General features: G+C 55.7%; 9 protein-coding genes and 2 pseudogenes. 5 read left to right on the forward strand and 6 right to left on the reverse strand.

What is annotated here, in order from left to right:
- Nucleotides 1-100: 100 nt before the first annotated feature.
- The 5 genes and pseudogenes from Q1B15_RS14935 to Q1B15_RS14955 form a co-directional block, all read right to left on the reverse strand.
- Nucleotides 101-1,229: pseudogene (locus Q1B15_RS14935) on the reverse strand (IS3 family transposase).
- Nucleotides 1,230-1,413: 184 nt separating this feature from the next.
- The gene (locus Q1B15_RS14940; protein ID WP_299754968.1) at nucleotides 1,414-4,635 is read right to left on the reverse strand and encodes an efflux RND transporter permease subunit; all 3,222 of its coding nucleotides are present in this window, start codon (nucleotides 4,633-4,635) and stop codon (nucleotides 1,414-1,416) included.
- Nucleotides 4,628-5,602, reverse strand: coding sequence for an efflux RND transporter periplasmic adaptor subunit (locus tag Q1B15_RS14945; protein ID WP_299754970.1), 975 nt, complete (start codon nucleotides 5,600-5,602; stop codon nucleotides 4,628-4,630). The genes Q1B15_RS14940 and Q1B15_RS14945 overlap by 8 nt, the downstream gene beginning before the upstream one ends.
- Before the next feature lie 77 nt (nucleotides 5,603-5,679).
- Nucleotides 5,680-5,880, reverse strand: a complete 201-nt coding sequence (locus tag Q1B15_RS14950; protein ID WP_299754973.1) for a DUF2892 domain-containing protein — start codon at nucleotides 5,878-5,880, stop codon at nucleotides 5,680-5,682.
- Between the two features lie 100 nt (nucleotides 5,881-5,980).
- On the reverse strand, nucleotides 5,981-7,255 hold the full coding sequence (locus Q1B15_RS14955) for an FAD/NAD(P)-binding oxidoreductase (protein ID WP_299754975.1): 1,275 nt from the start codon (nucleotides 7,253-7,255) through the stop codon (nucleotides 5,981-5,983).
- A gap of 696 nt (nucleotides 7,256-7,951) precedes the next feature.
- On the opposite strand from Q1B15_RS14955, the gene Q1B15_RS14960 reads away from it, so the two are divergent.
- The 5 genes and pseudogenes from Q1B15_RS14960 (at nucleotide 7,952) to Q1B15_RS14980 (ending at nucleotide 11,469) form a co-directional block, all read left to right on the forward strand.
- Nucleotides 7,952-8,272, forward strand: a complete 321-nt coding sequence (locus Q1B15_RS14960) for a hypothetical protein (protein WP_299754977.1) — start codon at nucleotides 7,952-7,954, stop codon at nucleotides 8,270-8,272.
- A gap of 85 nt (nucleotides 8,273-8,357) precedes the next feature.
- Nucleotides 8,358-8,612 (forward strand): annotated as a pseudogene (locus Q1B15_RS14965) (SulP family inorganic anion transporter); the annotation flags it as partial.
- Nucleotides 8,613-8,681: 69 nt separating this feature from the next.
- Nucleotides 8,682-9,811, forward strand: a protein-coding gene (locus tag Q1B15_RS14970; RefSeq protein ID WP_299754981.1) for an IS3 family transposase whose coding sequence is annotated in 2 segments (ribosomal slippage) — nucleotides 8,682-8,916 and nucleotides 8,916-9,811 — 1,131 coding nt in all. Because the reading frame shifts where the segments join, the coding sequence is not laid out codon by codon here.
- A 251-nt stretch (nucleotides 9,812-10,062) separates the two neighbouring features.
- Complete coding sequence (locus Q1B15_RS14975) at nucleotides 10,063-10,476, forward strand: universal stress protein (protein ID WP_299754983.1); 414 nt, start codon at nucleotides 10,063-10,065, stop codon at nucleotides 10,474-10,476.
- Nucleotides 10,477-10,620: 144 nt separating this feature from the next.
- A complete protein-coding gene (locus tag Q1B15_RS14980; RefSeq protein WP_299754985.1) occupies nucleotides 10,621-11,469 on the forward strand; it encodes a universal stress protein in 849 nt (282 codons plus the stop codon).
- Nucleotides 11,470-11,732: 263 nt separating this feature from the next.
- Here Q1B15_RS14980 and Q1B15_RS14985 read toward each other — a convergent pair whose 3' ends face one another.
- A complete protein-coding gene (locus tag Q1B15_RS14985) occupies nucleotides 11,733-12,146 on the reverse strand; it encodes an STAS/SEC14 domain-containing protein (RefSeq protein ID WP_299754987.1) in 414 nt (137 codons plus the stop codon).
- Nucleotides 12,147-12,492: the final 346 nt, after the last annotated feature.

The raw sequence follows: 12,492 nt of genomic DNA on the forward strand, positions 1-12,492 counted from the left end.
GGCTTCAATACGCTGGCCGCGCAGGCCGAACAGGTTTTGGCCGAGGATCCATACTCCGGCGGTAATCCCCCCAATTTTTAATGGGGCTCAGCCGTAGAATTCAGGCGGCCATTTTCAGTTTCATGGCGGGTGTTATGCCGCCGATGCCCATGTTGGGTCGCTCATTGTTGTAAGTCCAGAGCCATTCAGTTGCTTGTTCCTGCGCCTCCTCGATAGTTTCAAAGATGTATTGTCCCAGCCATTCGCCGCGAACGGTGCGGTTGTATCGCTCGATATAGGCGTTCTGCTGCGGCTTTCCGGGCTGGATGTATTCGATCCGAGTGCCTTGTTTCTCAGCCCAGGCCATCAACTTGCCACTGACATATTCGGGGCCGTTGTCGACTCGAATAGCTTTTGGTTTTCCGCGCCACTCGATGATCTGGATTAGACTGCGCACAACGCGTTCGGCTGGCAGTGAAAAGTCCACTTCAATGCACAAACCCTCACGGTTGAAGTCATCCAGCACGTTCAGCGTCCTGACGGACCGGCCATCTGCAAGCTGATCCGCCATGAAGTCCATGGACCAAGTCTCGTTTGGCCTATCCGGCACAGCCAAGGGCTCCGGTTTGTCCCGCTTCAGTCGTTTCTTGAGTTTGATCCGCAGGTTCAGCTCCAGTTCGCAGTAGATCCGGTAGACCCGCTTGTGGTTCCAGCCATAGCCTTGCACGTTGCGCAGGTACAAAAAGCACAGCCCAAAGCCCCAGGTGCGCTTGTTCACCGTCAACCGTTCCAACCAATCGGCGATCTCCTCGTTCTCGTTGCTCAAGGCTGGGCTGTAGCGATAGCAAGTCTCACTGATTTGGAAGGTGCGGCAGGCTAGCGCGATACTGGTGCCCCGCTGCATGACTGCATTCATGGCCATCTCTCGTCTGCGAGACGGCCTTAAGACTTTTTTCCAAGGGCTTCCTTCAGCAGCTCATTCTGCATGCTCATCTCGGCGTACATCTTCCTCAGACGACGGTTCTGTTCTGCCATGTCCTTCATCTCTGCAATCAAAGAGGCGTCTATTACCCGGCAGGCGATCGCGCAGCAATCTGCCGAGAGGGCATGCCGCCAAATTTGGCGCGCCACTTGTAGAAACTTGCACTGCTCATCCCATGTTCCCGGCAAAGCTCCGAGACCGGCACACCGCCCTCCGCCTGTTTCAAAATGCTTATGATCTGTGCGTCGCTATATCGTGCTGTCTTCATCAAAAATCTCCTCAGATATCCTGCCGAGAAAATTCTACTTTTGACCACTAATTTTAGGGGGGATTACCCGGCCATCAATCATCACGAAGATCTCGTCCAAATGCCATTGTCCGTTGGAAACGGGCAACGCCGCCGCCATGCTGGCCTCAAGCCAAATCTCTTTGAGATCGCCCTTTTTTTGTCCTTAGGTTTTCAGCACGCGGTAGATGGCTGGGATCACAAGCACTGTCAAAAGCGTCGAAGACAAAAGACCGAAAAGGAGCGAAATTGCCAGTCCCTGAAAAATCGGATCCGACAAAATCACGACCGCCCCGATCATCGCCGCGATCGCCGTCAACAAGATTGGCTTGAAACGGATTGCGCCAGCCTCGATCAGGATCTCAACCGGGGTTTTGCCCTTCGGATCCGAGTGGCGGAGGAAATCGACCAGCAGGATCGAGTTGCGCACGATGATCCCGGCTAGGGCAATGAAGCCGATCATAGAGGTGGCCGAGAACGGTGCGCCAAACAGCCAATGGCCCGCTATAATTCCGAGGAAAGTCAGTGGTATCGGCGTCAGGATGACCAAAGGCAGCCGGAACGATCCGAACTGCGCGACGACAAGGATATAGATCCCCAGCAGCGCCACGGCGAAGGCTGCGCCCATATCGCGGAAGGTGACATAGGTTACCTCCCACTCGCCGTCCCACAAAAGCGTGGTCACGGATTCATCTTGCGGCTGGCCATATAAGCTGATCACCGGTTTGGTGTCCGGCGCCCAGTCCATAGCGTCCAATGCCTGACTCACGGCGATCATGCCGTAAAGTGGCGCCTCAAATGCGCCAGCCAATTCGGCCGTAACCATTTCCGCATCGCGTCCGTTGTGGCGAAAGATCGGGAATGAGGCACGCTCTTCGGTAACGCGGATCACGTCGCCCAACTCAACAACACCGCGCGCGCCGGGCAGGACATTCGCGGGGATTGGGGTAGACAGGAACCGTTCGTCCAGCACCCGGTCGCCTTTGGCGCGCGCAATGCGGATCGGGATCGGTTGGCGGCCGTCAGCGCGGTGCGAATAGCCCACGGTTCGCCCACCATTCAAGATTGCAAGCGTATCGAATACATCGCTTTCCTCGACGCTGAAGAACTCTAGATCGTCTGTGCTGATTGTGGCGCGCAAACGTCGTGGCTGGGTGCCGAAACTGTCATCGACGTCGACGATAAAAGGCACGGATTCAAACGCCGCGCGCACTTTCTTGGCCGCAGCCCGCCTTGTTTCGGCATCGGGACCGTACACCTCGGCCAGCAAGGTTGCTAGCACCGGGGGGCCGGGCGGAGGCTCGACCGTTTTGATACGGCTACCCTCAGGCAATTCCAATTCCGCCAGCCGGGTGCGAATTTCAAGCGCTATGTCATGGCTAGGCCGGTCACGCTCGGCCTTTGGCGACAGGGTGATCTGCACCTCCCCCAGTTGGGGTGCGGCGCGCAAGTAGTAGTGCCGCACCAGCCCATTGAAGTTGAAGGGGGCGGAGGTTCCGGCATGGGTCTGCACCGAGACGACCTCCGGAAGCTGCAACACCTCGCGCGCGACGTCTTGTGCCACCCGGTCCGTCGCCTCAACCGAAGCGCCTTCGGGCAGGTCGATGACCACAGACAGTTCGGATTTATTGTCAAAGGGTAGCAGTTTGACTGTCACATCCTCGGTGTAAAGAAGGCCAAGCGAGCCGAAAGACAAGGTCGCCGTAACCAACAAAAACGCCAGACTTCGGGTCTTGCTGGCCAGCAAAGGACGCGCCACCATGCCGTAAACCTGCCCCAGAATTCCGCCGGGATGGCCGCCATAGGTATCATCGTGGCCATGCGGCACCATCGGTGTGCGGCCAGCCACCTTTACCATCAGCCAAGGAGTGACAATCACGGCCACAAAGAAAGAAAAAATCATCGCTGCGCTGGCGTTCGCGGGGATCGGGCTCATGTAAGGCCCCATCAGCCCAGACACGAACAGCATCGGCAACAGAGCCGCGACGACGGTCAGCGTCGCCACGATGGTCGGGTTGCCAACCTCGGCGACCGCCTCAATCGCTCCGGTCAGTCGGCTGCGGTCATCGCTCATCCCCCAATGCCGCGCGATATTTTCGATTACTACGATTGCATCGTCGACCAGAATACCGATGGAGAAGATTAATGCGAAAAGCGAGACCCGATTAAGCGTATAGCCCATGATCCAAGCGGCGAAGAGCGTCAATAAGATTGTGACCGGGATCACAACCGCCACCACCACTGCCTCGCGCCAACCAATGGCCAGCCACACCAGTGCGACGATAGAAAGGGTGGCAAGGCCAAGGTGGAACAGCAGCTCATTAGCCTTTTCGTTCGCAGTTTCGCCGTAGTCTCGGGTGACAATGACGGCGACGGTGGCCGGGATCAGGCTACCCTCAAGTGCTTCGACCCGGTGGAGGATTGCCTCAGCCACGATAACCGCATTGGCCCCGGCGCGCTTGGCCACCGCCAGTGTTACAGCTGGCGTGCGGGTAGGCGCTCCATCTTCGTCTCGGCTCACATTGGCAACGATCACGTCGGCACTGTCCGACACGAAGCTTACCTGCGCCACATCGGCCACATATACAGGCCGCCCGTCGCGAGTGGTCAGAAGAAGGTTGGCGATTTGCGCTGGGGCCACCAGCGTTTCCCCTACCACCAGATCAATCTGATCACCTCCATCGCGCAGCTGACCCGTGTTTTGCGACCGGTTGGCATTGGCCACCTTGACTGCCAGTTGTTGCAAAGTGACACCGTAAAGCGCCAACCGTTCGGGGTCAGGAGCTACACGGATCAGTTCGGGCACTTCGCCGACCAGATAGGTCAACCCGACATCCTCAGTCTTAGCAACTTGGGTGCGCAATTCACGGGCGATGCGGGTCAGATCATTGGCCGTGATCCCTTCGACGCCTGGTTTTGGCGCCAGCGTCAACGACACAATCGCTACATCTTCAATACCGCGCCCGACGATTATTGGCTCGGGGATACCAACCGGAATACGGTCCATATTAGCCCGAATCTTGGCATGCACCCGCAGCACCGCCGCATCAGCCGAAGTACCAACCTGGAAGCGCACTGTGACCAGCGCATTATCGTCTCTGGTCGAGGAATAGACGTGTTCCACCCCGTCGATACCTTTGACGATACCTTCCAGAGGTTCGGTCACCAATTTGACTGCATCCTCGGCCCGCAGCCCCGGCGCCTGCACATGGATATCCACCAGCGGAACCGAAATCTGCGGTTCCTCTTCGCGCGGCAGGGATGTAAGTGCAACCAGCCCCATTGCCAGCGCCGCCAGAATGAACAAAGGCGTCAAGGACGAGGCAATGAACGCGCGTGTCAAGCGACCAGCGATACCAAGATCAACCGTTTCAGGGGCCTCACTCATGTGCGGTGACCACCCGGTCGCCGACCAAGAGGCCTGATAGAACTTCGATCATCGCCGCCCCATCAAGGGTCTGGCGCTGGCCCAGAACCACAGTGCGCAATACGGCACCTCTGGGGCTCGCAATCTCAACAAAATCGAGGCCAGTCCGGGTGATAACGGCGGTCTCTGGCACCATCAACGCGGTGCGGGTATCGATCGGAAGGCGGACCAGCACCCGCGCGTTTATAAAGCTTTCAGGCAGATCTGGCACCTCCACATCCGCAATCACCCGGCCGTTTTCGATCAGCGGATAGATCCGCGCCAGCGTGCCCTCCGACGGACCCGCGGCAGTTTCAATCTCGATCGCAGCGCCTTCCTGCAAAAAAGCGGCATGACGTTCAGGCACAGCGATGCGCAGAAATATCCCACCACCGCCGATGGTTGCCACGGCCTCACCGGGCAAGACCACCGCACCCGCCGCAACCGGCACAGCCAGTACACGGCCCGAAATCGGGGCCAGTACCGTGCCCTCAAGTCCCTGCTGCTCCACCACTTTCCGGTCAGCGCCGACTGCCGCGATCTGGCCCATCAGCACATCGACCTGGGTGCGTAGAGCGTCCAGCCTTTGCGCAGTTGTCACGCCGCGCGCCAGCAGATCTTCGCCGCGCGTAAGTTCGCCTTTAGCATTGTCTAGCTGGGCCGCCAGTGCCTGCAACTGCGCGTCAATTGCCGCAAGCTGATAGTTGATCTTTGCATCAACGACCTGCGCCACTACCTGCCCCGCAGTCACGACATCACCTTCAATGACCTCAAGCGATACAAGTGTGCCACCCAACCTGGCACGGGCTGGAATGCGGCTGCGCGCTTCGATCCGACCATAGACCGCCTTCCATTCCGTTACCGACACCTCAGCCAGCTGCAAATCTTCGGCTAACGACGCAAGCGGCAATGAAGCAGCCAAGGCGACTATGGCAATCAAGGTTCTCATAATCATTCCACTTCGTGCGCGGAGAGGGGGACAGGAGGAATCGCAGACCCGCGAAGTTGAGTCGGACGTTCGGAAGGTCAGAAGGCCGTACCGGGTTTGACACCTAGCCATTTGAAAGCGGTCGCCGCCGGGCAAAACCCGGTAAATGCGGACTGGATTTGGTTTACGCCCACGAAAACCGTCAGCCAGACAAAATAGGGCGAGACCCAAAGGGTCAGTGCCAGTGACAAAAGTACCATGAAGCCCGCGAAGGCCATTACCATACGGTCAAGTGACATGAGGTTATCCTTTCTCATCCCATCACGCTTTGGCAATGGGAAATTGTGGTTAGTGTTGCGGTCCGGAAGACCGTTGCGGCTTTCAAAAATTAGTATCAAGTTAGACTGTTTTTAGCTTATCGATCCCCAGTGCCTGCATCGCGAGCCGCTCATAGAACGGTTCAGATTTGCCGCTGCGGTTTTTGTAAAGGAAGTATTTTTCGAAGGCGATCTTGGCAAGTTGCACCCACTTTCCGGAAGACGACCAGTTCACATTCCGCGGTGGGGTTTGCGGTTGAGCAACAAAAGCGATGCCACTGTCGCCGAAATCCGCAAGGCAGACGGCGTTCCAAGTGGCGGTAGCACTAGGCGCAAGCCCCTTGGTTAATCGGCTAATATTATGTACAGTCGCAGTCACCATAGACTCGATCATGAACCCGGTTTTAGGCACGCCCACGGGCACTGGCGTTTTGCCCACCGGCGGGATCGCGACGCAGACCCCTATGGAAAACACCTCGGGAAAGGTCGGATTACGCTGGTGCTTGTCTGCCAGAGTAAAACCGCGCGGATTGGTCAGCCCTTCGATACCTCGTACAGCCTCGATACCTCGAAAATCTGGCAGCATCATGGTGAAAACCTGCGGCACCTCATGGGCCTTCAGAACCGATCCATCCTCAGCAATTTCCGAGACCAGAACCTTGTCGTTCTCAACTTTGCCAAGCCGCGCGTTGCAGATCCATTTAATTTGATTCTCGCGCATCTCGCCTTCCAAAAGCCCGTTGTTGTCGCCCACCCCGTCCAGCCCTAGATGTCCGATGTACGGCTCTGATGTCACAAAAGTCATAGGCACTTGGTCGCGCACTTTTGCATCTCGCAATGCCCTGTCTAGGATGAAGGCGAATTCGTAAGCCCGACCAAAACATGAGGCCCCGTGCGCCGCCCCGATCACAACTGGGCCCGGGTTCGCAATCAAAGCATCCACCGCCAGTTTCGCCTGTAGCGCATGATCGACAAGACAAATCGACTGGGTATGAGCAGCAGGGTCAAAGCCCTCAATCTCGTCCAAGGCAAGGCCGGGACCGGTCACGATCACCAGATAATCATAGCTGACCGAGTCGCCGCCAATCAACTCTATACGACGATCCGCTGGGTGCAAACGTTTGGCACCTTGGGGATACAAAGCAATACTGCGTTTCGCAAAGACCGCTTCCAGATCAACCTCTATCGCCGCCTTGTCACGCCATCCACCGCCAACCCATGGGTTTGACGGCACGAAATGGAAATGGTTGCCTTTTGTGACGACTGAAACCGAATGGTCCGCCCCGAGCGTGTCGCGCAATTCGTAGGCCGCGATTGTGCCGCCAAGTCCTGCGCCGAGGACTACAACATGTGCCATCTGGATCTCCTTGAGAATGCCTAGCTGAGCCAAAGCGAACCTCAGTTTTGCAGCCGCAGCATTACCGTTTGACGCGAGCTTACCAAACTCAATGGTCACGTCCTTGATATGGATCAGTACCGGCCCTCGCCATCTGCGCAGGAGGCGAAATCATTCCACTACGCATATTCAGAATGGCTATCAGACTTAGGCGTCTTGCTCCATGGAATCGCCAGTCACGCGCCAGAATTCGACGCCCACATCGAACTCGGCCGCGTAAAACACCGGTACTTCCGGTCCCGAAGGGTCGCCATCGACGCGCCCAACGTGCCGCGCGCAATCGAAAAGCCCGGCGCCTGCAATCCATCCCGTGCCTTGCTAACCACAAGCGCCGCGATGAATAGGCAAGCGCATTTTTACGCGCAAGGTTGAGATCGCTGACGAGAACGGCGACCTGTTCGCCGAAATAAAAGGTAGTATCCGGAAAGTGGACGTCGGTGACTGAAAAACGGATGAGCGGTTCTTAATGCCGATACCAACCACTGACGAACCAGTTGAGATCACGCGCGAGATTCCCGGAGATTTGGAAGCATGCGTGCGAGCGTGATGATCAATTAACAACCAGCGGTTTGAGTAACTGCAATTTATTTCAATGAAATTAGAAGGTGCCTACCTCAGCGCGGGCGCATTTTTTCACGCCGCACCTTTTAGACTTTATTGACCAAATTCAACCTACAGATGCTTTTGGCCAAAAACGCATTCTACTCAAATGCACAAATATCGGTTTTGTCCGGGCGGCTTCTCTCGCTGATCCCCTTTGAGGATGTTTCTAGAGACTTTGTGGTGCTGGAGGACCTCCCGCGGCAAAAAGGATATGTGCGTCCTCCAATTAGTGACCAGGCTTTTGCCCCTGAAGTTCATGAGAAATTGGGTCAAACCGCAAAAGCAGCAACGCTATTGGCAGCAGATCATTGCGGAAATGCAAAGTCCGCCGCTCAAAGCAGACCCTCGCTGCTGAAAGAGCCAAGTTCCTTTTAGCGGGCAATGTGGACATTTGTTCGGATCGGCCCATTGTCTGCTTATTTTCAAAGACGCTGTGCTCTGTGTCTTCTAGGCTGCAGCTATGAAGCCGAAAATACTAACGGTCCTCCCCGGATATTCGCGCAGCTTGCTCTTGCAGGACGCCTTGGCGGGCCTGACCGTTGCAATGGTGGCCCTGCCGCTCAGCCTCGCCATCGCCATCGCATCTGGCGCCGATCCCGCAAAGGGCCTCGTGACCGCCATCGTCGCAGGCTTCCTTATATCGCTTTTGGGCGGAAGTCGGGTGCAGGTCGGTGGGCCGACCGGGGCGTTCATTGTCGTCGTCTTTGGGGTGATCGGCGAGTGGTCTTGTCGCGGTTTAGTTCCGGTCTCTTTCGAGCAATGTTTGCAATGAAGGAGATATGGAATGGCAACGAGATACACAGACGAGTTTCGGCGTGATGCGGTGCGCATCGCGATTACGAGCGGCTTAACGCGGCCGCAGGTTTCATCAGATTTGGGCGTTGGTCTTTCGACGCTGAACAAGTGGGTACAGCAACATCAGCATGACGATCTAATGTCTGGTCCACACGAGGACGTCGAGAAAGAGAACACCCGCCTTCGCAAAGAAGTCCGTCTGCTTCGCGAGGAGAGGGAAGTGTTAAAAAAGGCCACCATCTTCTTTGCAGGCCAAAGCCGATGAGGTTCGCCTTTATCGATGCCTGGAAAGAAGAATGGCCGGTTGAGTTTCTGTGCCGCGTTATGCGGGTCACATCTCGCGGCTTTCGTGCGTGGAGGGTGCGCCCGATGAGCCGGCGTCAGCGTGATGATATGGTTATCCTAGCCCATATCCGTGAACAACATCGCCTGAGCCTGCAAAGCTATGGCCGACCCCGCATGACTGAGCAATTGCAGGATCTGGGTGTGAGCGTTGGGCATCGGCGCGTGGGCCGGTTAATGCGTGAGAACGCCATCAAGATCATCAGAACCCAGAAATACAAGGCCACGACAGACAGCAACCATGCGTTCAACATCGCGCCCAACCTGCTGGATCAGGACTTCTCTGCAGATGGCCCAAACCAAAAATGGGCTGGCGACATATCCTACATCTGGACCAGTGAGGGCTGGCTGTATCTGGCTGTCATCCTTGATCTGTACTCTCGCCGGGTCATCGGCTGGGCTGTCAGCAACCGCATGAAGCGGGACCTGACGATCCGGGCGTTGGACATGGCTGTGGCGCTGCGACAGCCGCCCGAAGGCTGCATTCACCATACCGATCGCGGGTCGCAGTATTGTTCAAACGAGTATCAACGACGCCTGTCAAAGCATGGGTTCAAGGTATCCATGAGCGGCAAAGGTAATTGTTACGACAATTCTATGGTTGAGACGTTCTTCAAATCCATCAAGGCTGAGCTGATCTGGCGCAACCGTTGGGACACACGCCGTCAGGCAGAAGGCGCGATCTTCCAGTATATCAATGGGTTCTACAATCCGCGCCGCCGCCACTCATCGCTAGGCGGCAAAAGCCCCTTGGCATTCGAGCGAAAGGCCGCATAAATGAGTTGAGAGACCGGAACGTTAGCGAAACAAGACCAGTCAAGCGGCAGGCCGGAGCGATGCCTGCTGCGGGTATCATCAATTGGGTAAGTGATTTGGCTGAAAAGCGAGCGCGAAAGCCCTTCATTCTGACCGAAGTCCATAAAGAAAACGGGTTGGGTACCAGCTCAAGTCGACGAGAATAGCTGACACAGATCAATGTGAAGGACACAATAATCTGCTTCCAATCTTGAGAGTTGGAGGGGAAGACTATGTACAGAAACATTCTTGTTGCGGTTGAACCGACCCATGCCGAAAAGCACGAAGAGGCTTTGAAACTGGCGTTGCATCTGGCGGAAGGCGTCAATTCGGAAGTCACCGCTTTAACGGTGATTGAACCTTTGCCGAATTATCTTGGCCCTAGCGAAACCAATCGCAAGAATGAAACTAGGGCCGGAGAAGCGGCGATGGCGGCATTGCGGAAGTTTGTCGGACCGCTTTCAGAAATCAAAACTTTAATCCTGCATGGGGCGGCTGGTCCCGAGATACTGAAATACGCCAAAGAGAAGCGCATCGACTGCATCGTGATTGCCTCGCACAAGCCTGGACTAAGCGACTATTTCCTCGGTTCGACAGCTGCACGTGTTGTACGGCACGCGTCCTGCAGTGTGCACGTTTTGAGATGAGTATAGATAATTTCGTCCCCTCACCGCGTGTCAAAATCTAACGAATTGAGACGACCGACGGTACTGCACCAACCCAGAAATCAGGCAGGAGGGCAGAATACCGCCGCGCTAAATGACCTTCAGAGTCCTTCGAAAGGAAACGATATGAGAAACCAGACCGTTCTTTTTGTTATGAACGAGGCGACCACGGACGGCGAGGCAAGACAAATAGCTGCCCATGCTGCAGGACAAAACAGTCGCTTGATTTGCCTAATCCTGTCGATGGTGCCGACCTACCCACTTAGCTCATTCGGCGTATTGCCATATGGAGGTGTGGACGTGGCCCCAGGATGGGCTGAAGAGATAGCACAGCAGCGGAAGATGCTGAGAAAGAGGTCCGAAGCAATACAGGCCATACTGGAAAGTGAGGGAACTTCTGGCGACGTCCACGCGGTATCTTGCGTGCCTTCAGATGTCCGGAGTGTCGTAGCAAGACGCGCTTTGGTCTGCGATGCTGCAACCGTATCGCAGAGCCTTCGCAATGACGACCCGGATGCATTCCACGCCGCCGTAAATGGCGTGCTTTTTGAATCCCCTATTCCACTTGTTCTGAACGGCCTGCCGCTCGATCAACCTGAGTGTGTCTTTCTTGCTTGGAACACTGAGCTTCCGGCATCCCGTGCAGCTCATGCCGCTTTGCCGATGTTGAAAGCCGCAAAGGAAGTCATAATCGGTAGCTTCGATCCGATTGCCACTGAACTTCAAGATGGTGAAGATCCCGGCGCCGATTTGGCAATATGGCTGAGCCATCAGGGCTGCACCGTTACTATTAACCAATATCCTAGCGGCGGCGAGGAGATTGGCGCGTGTATAAGACACCGGGCCACAGAGGTTGGAGCCGATCTGGTGGTTATGGGAGCTTTCGGTCGGTCGCGGCTGCAACAGTTTGTCTTTGGCGGCACGACGCGTTCAATGACGGAACAGACCGCCGTGAAGGTGCTCATGGCACACTAATAGCAACCGGCAGTGCTGTCGGGCGAATGCCAACAATCTCTACTGAACTGACGCGGTGGATGCCTTCCACCCAACGGCATCGATTGTGCCAAAGTGGTTTCATACGAACCAAAGAGAGGGAGCCATCCACCGTATCAGTTCACTACTAGGAAAGTGGCGCTGTCGCTCAGTCCGCGCCATTCAGCGAGAGTGGCGCTTAGATGGTGATTTTGATTTAAGTGATCGCAAGCGGCCGCATCCGGCAGCAATGCGCGGACAACCCTTTAAACAGGGAAGTTCTCCTCTTCCTCCTCGCCACTGTTTTCCTCCCCACCTCCTTCGAGCCAAGCTTCTGCAGCCTTGCTATCAGCAAGTGCAAAGCTCTTTATTACGAGTGACGGAATTACGGTGCCTTCGATCTCAGCCGCGGTTCGGATCCATGCGGTATCCGAGAGCACTGCGCATTTGTCGAAGTGGCTGGTCAAGCTGAACAGCTTTGGCATCCGATGGAATTCGACGGCCATAGCACCCAACGTCGGCATCTCGAAGTCGGAAATTCTATAGAGCATCTTACCTTGGGTGATGCCTTCGGATTTCTCGATAAGGTGATCGAGAGCTGCCCTCATTGCTTCTGCATCGAGGGCACCAGAAAGCTCGATATCTACACGGTTGGCAGATGGTTTCGAAACGCTCAGCATTTTCAGAATCCTTCTCTATATGTTGGAAAGCATGAGCGATTTGGAACCCGGTGATATTGATGCAAGTCAACATCCGCCCATCCAGTTGTGCAACCTTTCAAATGCAGGCGCTTTTTTCGGGTTCGTTTTCCCATTCATGGGGACTGTCCGATTGACCTCGACAAACACGGTCTGGGCAGCACGCAATTTGCGGTAAACTCTCACACCTAGTGCGTCGCGTCGCCATATTTGACAGCGTTTGAATTTTCTGAATCACTTCAAAAACACTTTTGGAGGTTTTTTGGATGGGCAAACGTGGACCCGCAGTGAAGTATGTTGTTCGGCTTAGTGCAGATGAGCGTGCGCA

The sequence above is a fragment of the uncultured Boseongicola sp. genome (assembly GCF_937988555.1).
Classification (GTDB): domain Bacteria; phylum Pseudomonadota; class Alphaproteobacteria; order Rhodobacterales; family Rhodobacteraceae; genus Boseongicola.